The organism is Mesorhizobium sp. M8A.F.Ca.ET.057.01.1.1 (assembly GCF_003952565.1).
In the GTDB taxonomy this organism is placed as follows: domain Bacteria; phylum Pseudomonadota; class Alphaproteobacteria; order Rhizobiales; family Rhizobiaceae; genus Mesorhizobium.
Window position 1 is genome coordinate 5,234,245 of record NZ_CP034454.1, and the last position, 16,547, is coordinate 5,250,791.

15 protein-coding genes are annotated in these 16,547 nt (G+C 64.7%); 4 read left to right on the forward strand and 11 right to left on the reverse strand.

All coding sequences use genetic code 11. The annotated features are described in order from the left end of the window. Positions 1-46: 46 nt before the first annotated feature. The 4 genes from EJ077_RS24950 to EJ077_RS24965 are packed head-to-tail and all read left to right on the forward strand — an operon-like array spanning position 47 to position 3,754. Positions 47-991 (forward strand): MurR/RpiR family transcriptional regulator, encoded by a 945-nt coding sequence (locus tag EJ077_RS24950; RefSeq protein WP_208697092.1) that lies wholly within the window; start codon positions 47-49, stop codon positions 989-991. Then, positions 988-1,650: a cysteine hydrolase family protein gene (locus EJ077_RS24955; RefSeq protein ID WP_208697093.1), complete on the forward strand. Its 663-nt coding sequence runs from the start codon at positions 988-990 to the stop codon at positions 1,648-1,650. Before EJ077_RS24950 ends, EJ077_RS24955 begins: the two co-directional genes overlap by 4 nt. Next, positions 1,647-2,969, forward strand: a complete 1,323-nt coding sequence (locus EJ077_RS24960; RefSeq protein ID WP_208697094.1) for a glutamine synthetase family protein — start codon at positions 1,647-1,649, stop codon at positions 2,967-2,969. Before EJ077_RS24955 ends, EJ077_RS24960 begins: the two co-directional genes overlap by 4 nt. Then, positions 2,969-3,754, forward strand: coding sequence for an N-formylglutamate amidohydrolase (locus EJ077_RS24965; protein WP_208697095.1), 786 nt, complete (start codon positions 2,969-2,971; stop codon positions 3,752-3,754). The genes EJ077_RS24960 and EJ077_RS24965 overlap by 1 nt, the downstream gene beginning before the upstream one ends. Positions 3,755-3,874: 120 nt before the next feature. Here EJ077_RS24965 and EJ077_RS24970 read toward each other — a convergent pair whose 3' ends face one another. The 11 genes from EJ077_RS24970 to EJ077_RS25020 form a co-directional block, all read right to left on the reverse strand. Beyond that, positions 3,875-5,221: an NAD(P)/FAD-dependent oxidoreductase gene (locus EJ077_RS24970; protein ID WP_208697097.1), complete on the reverse strand. Its 1,347-nt coding sequence runs from the start codon at positions 5,219-5,221 to the stop codon at positions 3,875-3,877. Between the two features lie 237 nt (positions 5,222-5,458). Then, on the reverse strand, positions 5,459-6,304 hold the full coding sequence (locus tag EJ077_RS24975) for an SMP-30/gluconolactonase/LRE family protein (protein ID WP_208697099.1): 846 nt from the start codon (positions 6,302-6,304) through the stop codon (positions 5,459-5,461). Between the two features lie 3 nt (positions 6,305-6,307). Further along, positions 6,308-8,101: a CoA-transferase gene (locus tag EJ077_RS24980; protein ID WP_245458545.1), complete on the reverse strand. Its 1,794-nt coding sequence runs from the start codon at positions 8,099-8,101 to the stop codon at positions 6,308-6,310. Continuing rightward, on the reverse strand, positions 8,098-9,114 hold the full coding sequence (locus tag EJ077_RS24985; protein ID WP_208697101.1) for a hypothetical protein: 1,017 nt from the start codon (positions 9,112-9,114) through the stop codon (positions 8,098-8,100). The genes EJ077_RS24980 and EJ077_RS24985 overlap by 4 nt, the downstream gene beginning before the upstream one ends. Continuing rightward, positions 9,111-9,899: an enoyl-CoA hydratase/isomerase family protein gene (locus tag EJ077_RS24990; protein ID WP_208697103.1), complete on the reverse strand. Its 789-nt coding sequence runs from the start codon at positions 9,897-9,899 to the stop codon at positions 9,111-9,113. The genes EJ077_RS24985 and EJ077_RS24990 overlap by 4 nt, the downstream gene beginning before the upstream one ends. A 2-nt stretch (positions 9,900-9,901) precedes the next feature. Further along, positions 9,902-11,107, reverse strand: a complete 1,206-nt coding sequence (locus EJ077_RS24995) for a CaiB/BaiF CoA transferase family protein (protein WP_208697105.1) — start codon at positions 11,105-11,107, stop codon at positions 9,902-9,904. 18 nt (positions 11,108-11,125) lie between these two features. Continuing rightward, complete coding sequence (locus EJ077_RS25000; protein ID WP_208697106.1) at positions 11,126-11,911, reverse strand: SDR family NAD(P)-dependent oxidoreductase; 786 nt, start codon at positions 11,909-11,911, stop codon at positions 11,126-11,128. A 1-nt stretch (position 11,912) separates the two neighbouring features. Further along, complete coding sequence (locus EJ077_RS25005) at positions 11,913-12,908, reverse strand: ABC transporter permease (protein WP_208697107.1); 996 nt, start codon at positions 12,906-12,908, stop codon at positions 11,913-11,915. Positions 12,909-12,912: 4 nt separating this feature from the next. Next, positions 12,913-14,445 (reverse strand): sugar ABC transporter ATP-binding protein, encoded by a 1,533-nt coding sequence (locus tag EJ077_RS25010; RefSeq protein WP_208697108.1) that lies wholly within the window; start codon positions 14,443-14,445, stop codon positions 12,913-12,915. Then, entirely contained in the window at positions 14,435-15,424 is a 990-nt protein-coding gene (locus EJ077_RS25015; protein ID WP_208697109.1) for an ABC transporter permease, read from the reverse strand. Before EJ077_RS25015 ends, EJ077_RS25010 begins: the two co-directional genes overlap by 11 nt. A gap of 70 nt (positions 15,425-15,494) precedes the next feature. Beyond that, positions 15,495-16,526 carry a sugar ABC transporter substrate-binding protein gene (locus tag EJ077_RS25020; protein WP_208697110.1) on the reverse strand — a complete coding sequence of 344 codons (1,032 nt, stop codon included), beginning with the start codon at positions 16,524-16,526 and terminating at the stop codon, positions 15,495-15,497. Positions 16,527-16,547: the final 21 nt, after the last annotated feature.

The window sequence follows — 16,547 nt, forward strand, 5'->3', positions numbered from 1 at the left end:
TAATAGTTTTTACAAAATAATAGACCATGGATTGCGGGGGGGGCCAATGGCGATACGCAATGTTCTGATGCGCGGGGATCTGGCGCTGACGCCGTCGGAGGAAAAGATCGTCCGGCTGCTGTTGACGGACTATCCGACCTCCGGCCTTGGCACCGCCTCGTCGCTGGCGCGGCGCGCCGGCGTCAGCGATCCCACCGTGGTCCGGCTGGTGGTCAAGCTCGGCTATGAGGGGTTTCCGGATTTCCAGGCAAAGCTGCTCGCCGAGGTCGAGGCCAGGCTGCATTCGCCGCTGTTGATGATGGAGACCAAGCGGCAAAGCGGTTCCATCGACAGCGCGGTGCTGGCCTATCTCGATTCCGTCACCGCGGCCCTGCAGAAAGCTACCGCCGCGACCCCGATCCAGACCTACGAGCGGGCCGCCCGCCTTTTGATGGAGGCCAAGGGCGAGATCGTTCTGGTCGGCGGCCGGTTCAGCCGCCACATCGCCGGCATGCTGGCCGGATATCTCGTGCAGTTCCGCAGCGGAGTCCGCGATCTCGGCGTGCTCTCTTCCCAAGCATTCGACACGCTGGCCGATCTCGGTCGCCGCGACGTGCTCGTCGTCTTCGACTATCGCCGCTATCAGCTCGACGTGATGGCCTTTGCACGCCAGGCCGCCGCGCTCGATGTGCGCATTCTTCTGTTCACCGACCAATGGCTATCGCCGATATCCGATCTCGCTGAAGTCACGATCGTCAGCCCGCTCGAAGTCGCCTCCCCCTATGACACGCTGGCGCCGGCGATCGCACAGATGGAGGCGCTGACCGCCCACATCGTTTCGACGCTGGGCGATGACGCCCGGGCCCGTATCGAGAGAATCGAGAACGTGCGGCACGCCAATGCGGTGACACTCGACAGCGATGCGGAAGGCCAGACGGTTGGCCCCCGAAAGACAGCTGAACCACGCAAGACACCTGGACCCAAAGCAGCAAAGCAGGACGACAAGGCATGACCCAAACCTTATCCAAGCGGGCCCTACCCAAGCGAGACGAAGCCTTCCGTGCCGGCGAGACGGCGCTGCTGCTCGTCGACATGCAGCGCATCTGGCTGGAACCGGGCGCGGATCCCTCGCATCCGGAGCGCGGCCCCGACCATTATTTCTACCGGCAGACATCCTCGCAGACGATCCCCAACCAGGAGCGCCTGCTGGCGGCGGCGCGGGCCAATGGCGTCGAGGTGCTGCACACCATCATCCAGAGCCTGACCGAAGATGGCCGCGACCGTTCGCTCGACCACAAGCTGACGCCGATCCATGTCGCGCCCAGCCTCCCCGAAGGCCTGCCGGTCGCATCGCTGGCGCCGGTCGGCGACGAGATCATGCTCCCGAAGACCTCGTCCGGCATCTTCAACTCGACCAATGTCGACTACCTCCTGAAAAATCTCGGCATCCGCTACCTCGTCGTGGTCGGCGTGCTGACCGACCAGTGCGTGGACATGACGGTGCGCGACGGCGCCGACCGTGGCTATCTCGTCACCTGCGTGTCGGATGCCTGCGCCACCATCACCCAGGAACGTCACGACATCGCGCTGAAGGCCTTCGGCGGCTATTGCTGGGTCACGGACACCGACGCCGTCGTCGACCGCTTCACCGCTTTGGGAAAAACCGCATGACATCGACCGTCGAGCCCCTCGTTGCCGTCGTCACCACGGATCTCTCGGCCATTACGCGGGGCCGCTTCGTTACTGAAGGCAAGTTGCAAAAAACCGCCGCGACCGGTGTCGGTTGGCTGCAGGCCAATCTGTCGATGACGCCGTTCAATTCGATCGTCGATCCCAACCCCTGGGGCTCGTCGGGGGACCTTCGGCTGATCCCCGATCTCAAGGCACGCTTCCGCACCGAACGGACGGGATCGGCGACCCCGTTCGACATGGTGGCCGGCGACATCGTCGAGCTCGACGGCAGCCCGTGGCTCGGCTGCACGCGGACCATGCTCCGGGAGGCGCTGGCGGAATTGAAGGCTGCGACCGGCCTCTCCGTCATCGCCGCCTTCGAGCACGAATTCCACATTGCCGATGGCAGCTTCGCGCCGGCGCATTCGATGTCCTTTGCCGCGCTGCGCCGCGCCGACCCGTTCGCCCCCAATCTGATGGCGGCGCTGGAGGAGGCAGGCATCGGCCCCGAAGTCGTCATCGCCGAATTCGGCAATGAGCAATTCGAAGTGACGCATGAGCCGGCCAATGCGCTGACGGCAGCCGATCGCGCCGTCGCCATCCGTGAAATCACGCGCGAAGTGGCGCGCAATGCCGGCTGGCGCGCCAGCTTCGCGCCCAAGATCGCCCCCGATGCGGTCGGCAATGGCGTGCACATCCATTTCAGCTTCGTCGACGAAACCGGCAAGCCGGCGACTTACGATGCGGCGCGCCCCGGCGGCCTTTCCGCGAGGGCTGGCGCCTTCTGTGCGGGCGTGCTGCGCCACCTGCCTGGAATGACCGCCATGACGGCGTCGAGCGTATCGTCCTTCTATCGCCTCAAGCCGCACAGCTGGAGTTCGTCCTACACCTGGCTCGCGGACCGCGACCGCGAGGCGTCGCTGCGCATTTGTCCGACGGTGACGATCGGCGGACGCGATCCGGCACGGCAGTACAATGTCGAGTACCGGGCGGCCGACGCCACCGGCAATCCTTATTTGTCGCTGGCGGCGATCATCCGCGCCGGGCTGGAAGGGCTGAAGGCGGATCTGCCATCGCCGCCGCTGGTCACCGGCGACCCGACGCTGATGAGCGAGGCGAAACGGGCGGAACTCGGTCTGGTGAGGCTGCCCGAGACCCTGCCGGCGGCGCTGGACGCGTTCCTTGCCGACAAGACCGTTACGGGCCGGTTCGCGCCGATCTTCATCGAGACCTTCGTCGGGCTGAAGCGGCATGAAGCCGAGCGTCTGGCCGGCCTCGATCCGATTGCCATCTGCGATCTCTACCGGACGCTTTATTGATGACTGCGCAGACTGAAAAAAACTCGCTCACTCAAGAAGATTGGCCCGACGCCGTGGAGGTTCTCAACGAGCACGGTCTCTCGGATATCGTCCTGCTGTGCGAGCACGCGTCCAACCACATGCCGGCGCAATATCGGCAGCTCGGGCTCGATGCCAGCCATCTGCAGCGCCATATAGCCTGGGACATCGGCGCCGCGGAAGTAACGCGCCTGTTGTCGGCACGGCTCGATGCAGCGGCCTTGCTCAGCGGCTATTCCCGACTGCTGATCGATCTCAACCGGCCGTTGGGCAGCTCGGGCAGCATTCCGGTGCTGTCGGAAGACACTGACATTCCCGGCAATGTCGGCATTGACGCTGCCGAACGAAACCGACGCGCGGAAATCATGTTTTCGCCGTTTCATGAGCGAGTGTCGGCACTTCTCGATTGCCGGGCCGCCGAAGCCAGGCCGACGCGGATCGTGACGATCCACTCTTTCACGCCGGTGTTCCTTGGTGTTGCCAGGCCATGGCATGCGGGCGTGCTGCATGCGCATGCAGCCGATCTCGCCGCGGCGATCCTTTCGGGCCTGCGCGCTGACCCAGCCCTCAATGTCGCGGCCAATGTGCCCTATGTGATCAGCCGCGACGCCGATTACGCCGTGCCCATCCATGGCGATGATCGCGGCATCCCTGCTGTCCTCATCGAGATAAGGCAGGACCTGCTGTCGACACGGTCGGGCATCGAGGAATGGGCGGACCGGCTGGCGGCGGCGCTGCCCACCCGCGAGACAGAGACAACTTCGTGAAGAATCTCGGCCTGCGCGAACGTGACGCCGCGACGATCGCGCAGATCGGCGCTTCGCTGCCGTCCGAGCGCGAGTTGATAACGATGTTTGATGTCCCAACCGACGTCAGGGCAATCCCGCCTAAAGCGACGGCCCCAGCTGCATCGGGCTGCCGTCGCTGAACCGGGATAGACGGAACCTGTGAAGGTTGTGTCCAGTCTCCTTTCCCTGGATCAAGTCGGACAGGACGCGGCCCATGCCGGGCCCTATGCCAAAGCCGTGGCCGCTCATCCCTGTCGCGATGACGAGACCCGGAACCGCGGCCGCGCGATCCACGACAGGCACGACATCCGGCATCGCATCGATCATGCCGGCCCAGCTTGCCTTGAGCGGCACCGCCTCGAATTGCCGGAAAAGTTTCCGAAAGCCCACGTCGATGGCGCGAAGGGCCCTGGGCTCCGGGGCAGGATTGAGAACGCGCATCCGTTCGAACGGGCTTTGCTTGTCGGCGTCCCATTTGCGTGGGGTGGACCAGCTGTCCGGATAGGCGCGAGGCGCCGCCGGCTGGTAGCGCGTGCCGAAAGGATTTGCCTTCAGGGCGGGGAGATATTTCGGCGCGTGACGCAATGCATCCGGCCCGACATAGAGCAGGTGGCTGCCGCCCGCCGCCAGCGTGTATCCACCGTCCTTTCTACGCCGGAAGGCGATGCGTTCGTCCGCGGCGGCGCCCGCATGGATTTCCGGCATCGGCGTGGTCGCCGCGACGGTCGTGCGGACGCTGAGCTGCGGGATCGAGACGCCATGCGCGCGCAGGAACAGCGACGTCCAGGCGCCGCTGGCGACAAGCACGTTCGACGTGGCGATGCGGCCTTTTTCGGTCCAGACCCCGCTGACGCGCCCCGCGGAGATATCGAGCATGCGCGCCGCACAGTTCTCGATGATGGTGACACCCTGGCGAGCGGCCAGGCGGGCAAGACCCGGCACGGCGACCCAGGGCTCGGCGCGCATGTCCGACGGCGTGGTCATGGCACCCTTGAAGGGGCGAGACATGGCTGGGATCAGTTTGGCGGTCTCGCCCTGGTCGAGGAGGCGCGTGTCGACGCCATGGGCCTCGGCGATCTTCAGGAACTTGGCGAAATCAGCCATCTCCTTGTCGGTGCGCGCAAGATAGGTCACGCCGGCCTGCGTCAGGCCTATGTCCTCGCCGCACTCTTCGGCCAGTTGGCGCCAGAGACGCTGCGCTTCGATGACGATGGGCAGTTCGTCCGCGTCGCGGCCCTGCTGGCGGATCCACCCCCAGTTGCGCGAGGACTGTTCCGCGGCGATGCGTCCCTTCTCCAGCAAAGTCACTGGTATGTTGCGCCGGGCGAGGAACAAGGCCGCGGTCACGCCGATGATGCCACCGCCGACAATGACCACATCCGACGTTTTCGGCAACGGCGCTTGAAACTGGATCGGACTGGCCTCGGTGAAAGGGAAGATTGTCAAAGGATTATCCTTGTTTATAAGCGTGGCCCGACGCCGACGGCTGGTCCCGGTGGCGCGAAAGTCGCAAGCCAAGCACGACGTGCGTCAACGAGCACTACACGACCGGTCTCGAAAATTTGCATGCCAGCTCAATGAAATTGTTGACCATCCGTCGAGGCCGCTTCTCGTCACCGCGGTCAGGCGTCGAGAACGCGCCGCGGCCGCCAGTACATGCCCGGGCGAAAATTGGATGGTGGTTCAGCTTTTCAGGTCTCGAAGCGCCGTCAGATCGATCTCGGTGATATGCCAGCGGCCGAGGTTCGCCGTGTAGAGTTTCTCGCCCTTGAAGGCGATGTTGGTGGGATGCGCCAGTGTCGTGGCCGCCGGGTCTTCGATCAGCACTTCGAGGCCTCGGTCCGGCCGCCAGCGATAGATGCGGCTTGGCTCGTAGCACGAGATGAACAGCGCGCCGTCAGCCGCGAAGGCGAGCCCGTCGGGAACATTGTGCACGCCTTCGACGACGACTTTTCGCGGCCCTGCCGCGCCGTTGGCAAGGATCGGCACATGGCTGATGCAGGGCGCGTCGCTCTCCACGACATAGAGGCCGCTGCCATCAGGCGCCATGGCCATGCCGTTGGCGAAGGACATCGCCTCCCGGCACCACAGGCCACCCTCGCCGGTCTTGAGGTCGTAGCGAAAGATGCCCGAACGATTGTCTTCGCCGACGCTATCCGACACGTAGAGCCAGCCTCTGGCCTCATCGACGATCGGATAGTTAGGCACCCGGATGCCGGACGACGCGAAGCGCTCCATGTGAGCTGTCGCGGCGTCCCAGCGGAAGATCGCGGCATGCCTCAGATCGCAGGCAAAGCAGTTGCCCGCGCTATCGAAGGCGATGCCGAGCAGAAAGCCATCCGTCCCGCCCATACGCTCGACCGAACCGCCATCGGCGGCCAGCCGCAGCAGGTCACCTGTCTCGGTGCCGCACCAGATCGAGCCATCACGGTGGACGGCCACGCCCTCGGGATGCGCGACGCGCGGGCTGGTGAAGATGCCATCGAAGAAGACGCGCGCGGCCGACATGTCGAGCAACGGCTTTGGCATGGATCAGCTCCTTGCGGTGAACAACCTCTGCTGTGCAGCGATACAGCGCTCGACCACGGCGCGGTCCGCGGCGAGGATTTCCGCGATCAGCGCACCGCGCTCCTTGGCACTGACGAATTCCAGGCGGCGCAAGCCGAGCGGATCGATGCGATTGCGCAGGACGGCGAGCGTATCGCTGGACGGCAGCGGGACCTCGCGGCAATCGGCATCGAAGGTCACGGCAAATCCGGAGGCGTCGCGGATCTGCTGCTGCGTAGTACCAGGCATTGTCTCGATGACGATCAATTCCCGGGATATCTGGTCGAGCCGAAAGACGCAGAGATCGGTGAAGACCAGCGCCTTGCCGGTGCGATAGCCCATCGGCTCGCGCTCGGCCGGCGTCAGCAGCCCACGCGCGGAACTCGCGATCTCGACCCCGTCAACCAGCGACTGGGCCGAATGGCGGGGGACGTAGAGCAAATAGTCGCGATGCATGTTGGCGACATCGGCCATGCCGCCTTGCCCCGGCAGCCGGATCAGTCCGCCGCTTGGCTTGCGCAGCGCGACGGTGTTGACGCGGCCGCGCCGGTCGACCTGGGCTGCGCCGACGATCTCATGCGTCACGGCACCGGCCTGGTAATAGGTCGAATAAGTGTCGTCGCCGCCGGCATGCGCCGCCGCCGTCTCGCAATCCAGGCTTTCGATCAGCGACAGGATCATCGGGCTCGGCGCGATGTCGAGATGGCCGCAACTCATCGTCGCGATGATCATGTCCGGCGCGTGCGTTGCCTTGGCCAGCCGATAGGCGACATTGGCCAGCGGCGAGACGGCGCCGGCACTGGCGAAGCTTTCATTGTCGAGTTCGGCCGCGATTCTTGCGGCGATGACCTCGTCGACGGATGCTTTCTTGTCGCCATGCACGAGACCAGGCATCGCGAGGACAGTCTCGGCGCTGACTTTCGCTGCTTGTCGGAGCGGCTCCGGGACGCCTTCCGGAGGCGTGGGCAGATTGTCCGCCAGGGCTGTGTCCCTGGCCGCGAACGCTTTCGACAATGCCGGATAGTCCGTGACATAGAATGGCAGGCAGGATGCCGGATAAGCGCCGCCGGGCGCGAGCGCTATGGCCGAGACCTGATTGCGGGTGAGGATGCTCTGGCGGCCATCCTGCCGCAGCGCCCCGACCGGGACAATTTCCTCGACCGTGACCAGCACCTTGCGGGCAGCGCCGGCCATGGCGAAGTCCAGGGCACGCGGCCCGATGATCTGCACATTGCCGCTTTCGTCGGCGCGCTGGGCATGGAGGACGAACGTATCGAGCCGCAGCGGCGGGATAAATCCGGTATCTGTTCCGGTCACCGGATCAGGCCTGGCGCTCGCGCCCGGCACCCGCGCCAGCATGTCCGATCCCAGTGGCAGTTGGAACGGCATCGACGGCAGGTTCTGCTGCGCCGCCCGCAGCGCCTGGATCATGGCGAGTGCCGTCCAATCGCGAACCGGGATTGCGCCGGCCTCGGCGGCCGCGCGGAACCTCGGCGGCAGCCCAAAGATGTCGAGACTGGAAAAGCAGAGATCGATTTTCGCAACGGCATTTGCTTCGAGCAGCAGTTCAAGCGGCAAGCCGCCAGCCCAGCAGACGTAGTGCAAGTCCTTGACGCCGGAACGCGCGACAGCGCGCAGCAAGGCGATCGGCAGCCGCGCGAAATGGTGGCCGCCGACGCCAAGCGAGTCACCCTGGCCGACCATTGCGGCCAATCCCTCGATATCGGTGAAGCGCGGCCGGTTCGGTTTGACCAGGGACGTCTCGGAACTGTTCCTCACAGCGCGGATGCCTCGATGCGGTAGCGGGTCACGAACAGGTTTTCGGGCGAGAATTCCAGCGCTGTGGCAATGCTGGATTGCGCGATCGGATTGTCGGCCAGGGCGGTTGCCGGGCCGAGGCCGAAGGGCGAGCAGATCGGCTCGATGCCGATGGCGACATGACGCCCATTCCAGGGCGCGGCCTTGCGGCCGCGATTGGAGTACCACAGCAGAAGGCTCGGGAAGTGCTCCTTCTGCCAGGTGAGTCTTACCCGATAGCCGTCGGCGTGGTTGGCGAGCGCCACGGTGGCGCCGAGCCCTTCGATCTGCAGCAATTCCTCGGTATCGGCGGCCAGAGGCAATCGCGAGGCGTCGGCCATCCCGCCGGCGCGCGTCGGCACGCTGGTCAAGTCGGTGAAGGATTTGTCCCGGGCGAACAGTTCCGCGCCCGGTTCGACATCGTGTGGATAGGTGCGGCCTTCATCGAAGCTGCCGAGTTCCAGTGAGGCGGCACCTGTCGCGAACGGGAGCCGGAACACCGGATGCAGGCCGATCGGCAGGCGGCAGGCGCGGCGAACAGCGATCTTGAACTCGATGTCGATGGCCGGCGCCGACGGATCGGGCGTCACTGTCCGTTCAACGCGCTCGACCGGGCTTGCCTGGGGATAGGCGAGCGACATCGACAATGACCCGCTGCCGCTGGCCTGCCAGGCCCAGTCATGGTTGGAGCCGTGGCCATGGACCTCTTCATCCTGTTGCGGTGAACCCATCACGCGCGCCCAGTTCCCGGGCCATCCCTCGGCAGGCACCGAATAGCCGAAGGGCACGCAAGGCCATTCGCCGCGCAGCTTGCGCAGGATGCCTGGCAGCGCCTCCCTGTCCGGTTCGTTCGACCACGGCGCGATGTGCATCGGCGAGACCTGCCGGCCGTCCTCCAGAATGAAAGTGACCGGCGCCAGCATGGCGCCGAGCCGCTGCACGGTCAGCGCGCCGTGCGCCCAACCCAGGCCGCGATAGTCGTCGACGCCCTTCACTGCCCGGCCTTCTTCACCTTCGCAATGCTCCTCTCGGCGAACTCCCTGACGCGCCGCTGGCCGATCTCGCCGCGATAGAGGTCACCTAATATATCGCGCTCCATGGTGAGACCGGCGGCCAGATCGCCCGACACGGCATGCGCCGTCAGCGTCTTCAACCCTTCGATCGCGGCGGCGGGTTCGGCGGCGATCATTCCGGCCAGTTCCAGCGCGCGCGGCATCAGCCCGTCGACGTCGACGATTTCGTTGACCAGGCCGGCATCGACGAATTCGGAGGCCGGCACGATGGCGCCGGTCATCAGCAGAAAATTGGCCCGGTTGCGGCCGAGCTTGGCGACGCTGCGTTGCGTGCCGCCGCCGCCGGGGATCAGCCCGAGCTTGATCTCCGGCAGGCCGAGCTTGGCGAACTGGTTGGCGATGACGATGTCGCAGCACAGCACCAGTTCCATGCCGCCGCCCAGCGCAAAGCCGTTGACCGCCGCGATCACCGGCTTTGAGTTGTTCTCGATCGCCGCGTACATGCGCGTGCCGGCGGCCTGGAAAATGTCGAACTCCGGGCCGGTCTGCGCGGCATATTCCTTGATGTCGGCGCCGGCCATGAAGCCGCGCCCCTCGCCGGTCACCACGATCGCACCGATGCCCTCGTCGCCGGACAGCGCCTCGAAGGCCTCGGTGATCTCACCTTGCATCATCCGGTTCATGGCGTTGAGCTGGTCGGCCCGGCGGAAAGTGACGACCGCGACGCGGTGTGATAATTCAACCGTGAGTGTCTGGTAGGCGCGCATCGTCAGGCCGCGTCCACGGTCATGTCGCCGGATGCTTCCAGCGCGGCGATCTCGTCCTTCGACAGGCCGAACTCGGCCAGGATCTCGCGGCCGTGCTGACCGACCAGCGGCGCCGGCCGCTCGATAGTCGCCGGCGTCTCGCTCATCTTCACCGCCGGTGCCACCACCCGCACCTTGCCGCCGCGCGGATGATCGTAGCTGGTGATCATGTCCATATGCGTGACCTGCGGATCCTCGGCCGCGCGCCGGATGTCCTTCACCTCCGCACACCAGATGTCGGCTGCCAGCAGCCGCGCCAACAGATCCTGCGTGGCGAATTTCTTGGTCTCGGCGTTGACCTTCTCGAACACCTCGTCGCGCTTGTCGAACAGGGTCTTGAGGTCGTCGTAGACGGCAAGCTGTGGCGCCCGCAGCACCTCGTACAGCGTCTTGAATGGGCTCATGGCGATCGAGATGTAGCCGCCGTCGCTGGTTTCGTAGATGCCGAACGGCGCCTGCATGCCGGGATGGCCGATGCCGGAGTTCGGCCGCACGAAATCCTCGCCGAGATTGAGCACGGCGACATATTCCTGGTTGAGATGCGCCAGCAGGCCGGCGAGCAGGTTGACCTCGATCTTCTGGCCCTTGCCGGTCCTCTCGCGATAGTAGAGCGCCGACAATATGCCGTAGACCATGTTCATGGCGCCGATCTGGTCGGCGAGGCCCGCGCCGGCGGGAACCGGAGCCTGGTCGCCACGGCCGGTGTTGGCGATCAGGCCGGCGAGACCCTGGATCAGCATGTCCTGGCCGGGGCGCTCGACGTAAGGTCCCTCCTCGCCATAGCCCGACCCCGAGCAGTAGATGATGCGTGGGTTGACGGCCTTGAAGTCCTCATAGCCATAGCCGAGTTTGGCCAGCACGCCGGGACGGAAATTCTGCACGACGACGTCGGCGCTTTTCGCCATCTCCATGATGATGGCATGCACCTTGCGGCTTTTCAGGTTCAGCGCGATCGAGCGCTTGTTGCGGTTCCAGGCGAGGAAGTTCGGGCTCTCCGAGCCGCCCACCCATTTGGCGAAGAATGTCATGCCGCGGAACATGTCGCCGGCGCCGGCGCGTTCGACCTTGATGACATCGGCGCCCATGTCGCCCAGCAGTTGCGTGGCGAACGGCCCCTGCAGCAGGTGGCTGAAGTCGAGGATGCGGACGCCTTCGAGGGCCTTGTTCATATCATGTCTCTTCGTGGTTCACAGCAGTTCGGGAACGTAGCGCGGTGCGGCAGTCAACCCGCCGTCGACGCGCAGGTCGGTACCGGTGGTGAAGCCGGCGGCGTCGGAGGCGAGATAGACGGCGGCCTCGGCCACTTCGGAGGGCTCGCCGATGCGGCCGAGCGGATGCATTTTCACCCACGCCTTGGCGAGATTGCCACCGATCTCCTTGATCAGCTTGTCGTTCATCGGCGTGTTGATGGTGCCCGGCGAGATCGAATTGACGCGGATGTTCATTGGCCCGAACTCGACCGCCATCTGGCGCGTCATCGCCATCACCGCGCCCTTGGCGCCGGCATAGGCGGTCCAGCCATCCAGCCCGATATGGCCCTGGGCCGAGGCCATGTTGATGATCGAGCCTGATTTCTGCGCGATCATGTGCGGCAGCGCGTATTTGCAGCCGCGAAACACGCTGGTCAGGTTGACCGACATCAGCCGGTGCCATTGTTCGTCGGTCATCTCGTGCACCGGCATGCCGCCAATGGCGATGGCGGCATTGTTGACCAGAATGTCGAGGTGCCCGGTCTTCTTGACGGCACTGTCGATGAGCCCCGAGATATCGGCCTCCTGCGAGACATCGCAATGCACATAGTCGGCACGGCGGCCGGCCGCGCGCAGCGCGGCCGCGAAATCCTCGCCTGCCGTATCGGCGATGTCACCGATGAAGACATGCGCGCCTTCGCGCGCCATCGCCTCGGCAATCGCGTGGCCTATGCCGTCGGCCGCACCAGTGATGACGGCGGTTTTTGCTTCGAGACGAGCCATATCAGCCTCCGTTCGCGCGCCGGCGCTTCGCCTCGTCGAAGGCGACCGCGGCGATGATGATCATGCCGGTGATGACCAGCTGCCACTCGGTCGGCAGGCCAAGCCCGCGCAGGCCGTTGGATAGAAACTGGAGGATCAGCACGCCGAGCGCCATGCCGGTCAGGCTGCCGATGCCGCCGGCGAGGCTGACCCCGCCGAGCACCGTTGCCGCGACGACCTGGAATTCGAAATTGAGTCCGGCCGTGTGCTGCGCCGAGCCGACGCGCGCCGCCAGGATAATGCCGGCAACCGTCGCCAGCAGCGAACTGATGATGAAGCAGATGAACTTGACGCGGCGCACGTCGTAACCGGCCAGCCGCGCCACTTCCTGATTGCCGCCGACGGCATAGATCTGCCGTCCGAACGGCCGGTGCTGCATCATGTAGCCGAAGGCGGCAAGCAGGACGATCGCGATGATGGCCGAATAGGGGATGATGTTGAACAGGCGGCCATCCGACAGCGCGATGAAGCTGTCGAGGCTGGCATTGTCCGGGATCGCGCGCTGGCCGGTGTAGAGATAGACGCCGCCGCGCATGATGAACATCGTGCCCAAGGTCACGATCAGCGAGTTGATGCCGGCATAGGCGGTGAGATAGCCATTCACCACACCGATGATCAGGCCGAACAGCAGTGCTGCGCTGACGCCGAGCAGCAGCGAGTTGGTGTCGTTCATAATGATGATCAGCGGTAATGCGATGGTCGCGAGCAGCGATCCGATCGAGATATCGACCTCACCGGAGATGAAGACGATGGCGCAGCCAATGCCGGTGGTCAGCGCGAGCGAAGCCTGGCCGAGCACGTTGGTCATGTTGCGCACGGAGAAGAAATTCTCGACCGTGACGGAAAAGAAGACCAGCACCAGGATGAGGCAGACGAGCAGCGCAAGTTCCTGCCGGGCAACGAGCCGCGCCAGCAGGGAGGGCTGGGCTTTTGCGGAAGCTATATTGGCAAGGCTCATGGTCTTATCCGATCGCCGCATTGAGGATCTTTTCCTGCGTGGCTTCATCGCGCGACATGATCGCGGTCAGACGGCCCTCGCACATCACGGCGATCCGGTCGGCGAGACCGAGCAGCTCCGGCATTTCCGATGTCATCATGACGACCGCCAGGCCTTCGCCGGCGAGCCGGTCGATCAGCGCGAAGATCTCCGACTTGGCGCCGACATCGATGCCGCGCGTCGGCTCGTCGACGACGATCACCTTCAGGCCGCGCATCAGCCAGCGCGAGATCAGTACCTTCTGCTGATTGCCGCCCGACAGGTTCTTCACCTGCTGGAACAGGCTGGGTGTCTTGATGCGGAAGCGGTCGACATAGTCCTGTACCGCCCGGTGCTCCTTCGCCGTGTCGACGAAGCCCATGCGCGCGAAGGCGCCAAGCGAGGCGAGGCTGGCATTCTGGTAGACGGGCAACTCGCCCATCAGCCCTTCGCTCTTGCGATCCTCGGTGAGCAGGCCGATGCCGAGCCTGACACCAGTGCGCGTGTCATGTGGCGTGAGGCGCTGACCGTCGACGCTGATCGAGCCCGCGGTGATCGGATCATAGCCGACGATCGCCTTGGCGAGTTCAGTGCGACCCGCGCCCATCAAGCCGAAGAAGCCGAGCACCTCGCCGGCGCGTGCCTCGAAAGACACGTCGTCGAGCTTCTTCGCCGTGCTGAGCTTCTCCACCGACAAGGCAACCTTGCTGCCTGCCGCGCCGCGCTGGCGCGAAAACAGATTGTCGATGCGACGGCCGATCATGTCCTGGATCAGCGTGTCGTTGCTGTGCTCGCCGATCGGTTTGGTCGAGATGTGTCGCCCGTCGCGCAGCACCGTCACCGTGTCGGCGATCTCGAACACCTCGTCGAGCTTGTGGCTGACATAGACCACCGCTATGCCGAGGCTGGCCAGACGGCGGATGACGGTGAACAGCAGGGACACCTCGTTCGGCGTCAGCGAGGACGTCGGCTCGTCCATCACCACGACGCGGGCCTCATGGGCGAGCGCACGGGCGATCTCGACCATCTGCTGCTGGCTGACCGGCAGCGAACCCGTGCGTGCGGCCGGATCGACATTGAAGCCGATGCGGTTGAACAGGGCGTCTGAATCGGCGCGGATTTTCTTCCAGTCGATCGACCCTGTCCTGCCGGTCGGGTAGCCCTCGAGGAAGATGTTCTCCGCGACCGTGAATTCGGAGATCAACGCAATCTCCTGGAAGACGACCTTGATGCCCTCCTTCAGGCTGTCGCGCGGCGACTGGATATCGACCTCGCGTCCACGCATGCGAATGGTACCGGCATCCTTGCCGTAGACGCCGGCCATGATCTTGATCAGCGTCGACTTGCCAGCGCCGTTCTCGCCCATCAGGGCATGGATCTTGCCGGGCTCCAGGGTGAAGTCGACATCGTCGAGCGCCACGACACCCGGGAAGCGCTTGTCGATGCCGCGCAATTCCAGTGCCGGCACATCGGTATCGATGGCCGCGCCTTCGCCAGGGTGCAGAAAATCAACGGACATTGGCTCTGTTCCGGATGATGTCGAGATAAGTGGCCAGGATGATGACGACGCCCGGCACCACCATCTGCAGATCCTGGTTCCAGCCGAGGATGATGATGCCGTTGTCGATCACCTTCAGCACCAGCACGCCGAGCAAGGTGCCGAACAGCGACCCGCGCCCGCCGAGCAGGCTGGTGCCGCCGAGGATGACGGCGGCGATGACGGTCAGTTCGAAACCGCGGCCGGCGGTCGGCTGGCCAGCATTCATCAGCGACGAAAGGATCATGCCGGCAACGCCGACGCACAGGCCGGTGACGACGAAGGCAAACAGCTTGAGGCGTTCGGAACGTACGCCGGACAGCCGCACCGCCTTTTCATTGGCACCCACCGCGTAGAGGTAGCGGCCGAGCGTGGTGAAGCGCAGCGTGACATAGGCAACCACGAAGATCAGCGCGGCCAGGATGACAGGCACAGGCACAGGCACAGGCCCGACATAGCCGGCGCCGAGATCGGTGAAGCTTGCCAGCTGATTGTGGTTCTGCACAGCCTCGCGCGTGAACAGATAGACGCCGCCCTGCAGCATCATCATCGTGCCGATGGTGGCGATCAGCGAGTTCACCCGGAGCCGGGTGACGACCAGGCCGTTGAACAGCCCGACCCCGCCGGCAAAGGCGAGGGCCGCCAGCATGCCGAGCGCCAGGCTGTGGGTGGAATTCAGCACCGCCATGCCGATGCAGCCGACGAAAGCGAGCGAGGCGCCGACCGACAGGTCGACCTCGGCGGTGATGATGAGCATGGTCATGCCCGAGGCGACGACCAGCACCAGCGCGCATTGACGCAGGATGGCGATGATGTTGGCTTCCGAATGGAATTGCGGCGCCGCTATCGAGATGGCGATGCACAGCACAGCCAGGATGACGCCCAGCACAAGCTGGCTGCTGCCCAGCAGCTGACCGCCGATGAAACGCTTCGGTGCGGAGGCGTGTGTAAGCTCGCTCATTTCAGTTCATTCCAGACCAATTGCCTGACACTGCCCTTCCCGCGTCAAGGGAAGGGCAGTGTCATCAGGCTTATTGCTTCAGGTCGGCGGAGGTCTTCATGCACTTTGCCGGCGGTTGCAGCGCGTTGACGGCATCCCATTTGATGGTGCGGGTGGTGCCGTCATAGTCATAGTACTTCTTCCAGTCGTCGCCGTTCATCGGCGCCGTAGGGCTGACGATGTGCTCGGGCACTTCCTCGTTGTTGAAGAGCTTGACCGCCGCGTCGATGGCGGTGAACCCTTCCTTTTCCGGGAACATCGCGGCCTCGATGCGGTACGACGGTTCGTTCTGCATGGCGTTGATGAAGGCGAGGCCCTCGCCGCCGGTGCCGACCGTCAACAGGCCGTCCTGCGATTTGCCTGCCGCCTTCCAGGCCTGCAGGCCGCCAAGCGAGGAAGAGTCGTTGATGCCGTAGATGATGTTGATGTCGGCATTCTTGGCGAGCGCCGCCGAGGAGACTTCGAGCGCACGGTCGGGGTTGCCGCCGCCGTCGAGGTCGTGGACCATGACCGCATCAGGGATGACGGTCTTCAGCCCGTCCATGAAGCCGTGCGAGCGCAGCACCGTGGCCGACAGCAGCGGCAGGCCGACATTCATCACCTTGGCTGCCCCGCCAAGCTTTTCCTTGGCGTATTTGCCGGCTTCCACACCGGACATGTAGCCCGTGTCGTAGTCGCAGATGGCGACCATCGTGGTCATGCCCTTGACCGGGTTGCCTTCCAGCACCACCGGGACGTTGGCGGCCTTGGCCTGTCGCAACAGCGGCACCACGCCTTCCTCGTTGACCGGGGTGATGATCAGCACGTCGACGCCCTTGGCGATGAAGTCTTCGGCCGCGGCGACCTGCTTGGCGATGTCGAGATTGGCGTCCTGCACCTCGACTTCGATGCCGAGTTCCTTGCCGTGAGCCTTCATGCCCTTGATGACGTTCTGATACCATTCATGGGTGGCGTAGTTGGTGACGTAGCCGATGCGCTTGGGCATGTTCTCGGCATGCGCGGTTGCGGCGCCGAGCGCCAGCATGGCGGCTGACGCGAACAGGATTGACTTGGACCAGAGCATTTTCTTCTCCCAGATTTATCG